This window comes from Geminisphaera colitermitum TAV2 (assembly GCF_000171235.2).
Lineage (GTDB): Bacteria > Verrucomicrobiota > Verrucomicrobiia > Opitutales > Opitutaceae > Geminisphaera > Geminisphaera colitermitum.
The window spans coordinates 1-2,000 of record NZ_ABEA03000219.1; the positions used below are offsets into that span (position 1 = coordinate 1).

The window sequence follows — 2,000 nt, forward strand, 5'->3', positions numbered from 1 at the left end:
CCGGTGCGGGCCGTGGTGCCGGCGGCCTTGGCGCCCGTGGCGGCGACCTCCTCGCCGGCGACGATCCCGGTGCGCGCGGCCGCTCCGGTGGCGGCAGCGGTGGTCATTTTGGTTTCGGTGAGTGCCTTCCACGCGACCATGACCGTGTTTTGCATGATCCAGTCGGCCAGCATCTGCGCGCCCGCGTTGATGAAGGACTGGGCAATGGCGAGGCCGAAGCCGGCCATCGCATCCTTCAGAGATTCACCTTTCAGGATCATGTCGCTGATCGCGCCGCCCAGGCTGCTGCGCATGGAGTCGGCGGCGGTGCTGAAGGTCCGCGCTGTCTGGTCGCCCAGGGTGCCGATCTGCTGGAGTTGGGAGAGCATCCCGCCTTCGATGCCTTCGCCGACGCCGTTGTAGTGGGCAAGGCTGGAGCCTGACTGCATATCGGCCACGTCCTTGCGCTGCTCCACGATCTTCGACCCGGCGGGCCGGGTGGCCGCAGAGGGGTTGTCGATCGCGTGCTGCGCGGCATCGATTTCCGCCTGAATGCGGGCGCGATCCAGCGGGTTGGCTGCGAGGGCCAACTCTTCTTTTTTCAGCCGGATAACCTCGGCGAGGACGGCCTGCTGGCGGGTGAGCAGGCGGGCATATTCCACGGCTTTTTGCGCCGGTGAAATGTCTTCGCGGAGGGCGAGTAACTCGCGTTCACGGGTGATCTGGTCGAGGATGTTTTGCTGGAGCTGCTGACCGGCGGCGAGGGTTTCGCGCTGGCTGTCGGCGCGCTTTTTTTCGACTTCGGCGAGGGCGGTCTGGACGGGGACCAACGCGGCCTGGCGGGCTTTTTCGGCGGCGGCGCGGAGTTCGTCCGCCTCGGCCTGGGTGGTGGCAAGGGCGGCGGTGGCGATGTCCTTCTGGTAGGCGGTCTCGGCAGCGGCAGCACGCTTTTTCAGGAGTTCGGCCTGTCGGTCGAAATCTTTGGCGAGGGCGGCGGCCGCGAGTTCGTTTTCGGCGAGTTTGGCGGTGAGGTCCGCGGCGTTGTCACGGGCGGTCTTGAGTGCGGCGGCGACGGCGCGGGCGTTGGCGGCGCGGGTGGCCTCGGCCTCGGCGGCGACAGTGTTTTGGGCGGCGCGGTCGGCGATGGCTTTGGGGGCGGCGTCGTCGAGTTCGAGCGCCTTGTTGAGGCGGTCGATCTCGGCCTGTTCTTTCTCATTGAGGGCGCGGGGGACGGTCCGCGTGCCGACGGCAGACTTTCCGAATTTCCCCTCGATATAGAGCGTCTCTGTGGTGGTGGCGGCGTCCTTGATCTCCTGTATCCGCGCGAGCACCTCGTCGCGGGTTTTGCCAAAGGAGGCTTTGGTGAGACCGTCGAACTCGACCAGCTTGAGGGAGAGTTCGTCGATGGTTTTTTGGAGGGTGGCTTTTTGTTCCTTCAGTTGTGTATCCTCGCCTCCGATACCGAGGAAGGTTGTCCCGGCGTTGGTGCGGCGCTGGTTGAGGTTGGCGAGCTGGAGGCGGGCGGCGGCGCGCTGGGAGCGCAGGTCGCCCCGGAGGTTGGGGAGGGTGGCGGTGGTGACGGTCTCGACTCCCTTGCCGAGGGATTCGCCGGCTTCGCGGATGGCGTTGACGGCGGCCTGCGCCTGGGTGGGCAGCAGGCCGATGGCCGTGGCGAGGTTGCGCACTCCCTGCGTCATGGGCTCGAACACGGGCTCGGTGAGTTTGCCTTTCGTGGCCTCCCACGATGCGGAAATCTGGCGCATGAGGCCATCCCAGCCGTGCTGGGATTGGTCCATCGCGCCGGAGAAGCGTCCGAGGGCGGTGGTGGCTTCGGCCCAGGCGGCGGGGCCGGCGATCTTGGCGGCGGCAAGCGAATCGAGGCGCTGCTTGGCCTCGATCGAGATGGCGCCCATGTGCTGGAGCTGCGTGGTTACGTCGGAGACAGAGCCGCCTGTCGTGAGCCCGGCGTGGAGCCGCCCGATGGTCTGGGCGAGTTGTTCGAGGGGGCGGCCGGTGGCGGC

At 67.3% G+C, this 2,000-nt stretch carries 1 pseudogene; it reads right to left on the minus strand.

Annotation, left to right across the window (positions count from 1 at the left end):
* Window positions 1-2,000 (minus strand): annotated as a pseudogene (locus OBACDRAFT_RS24610) (hypothetical protein); the annotation flags it as partial.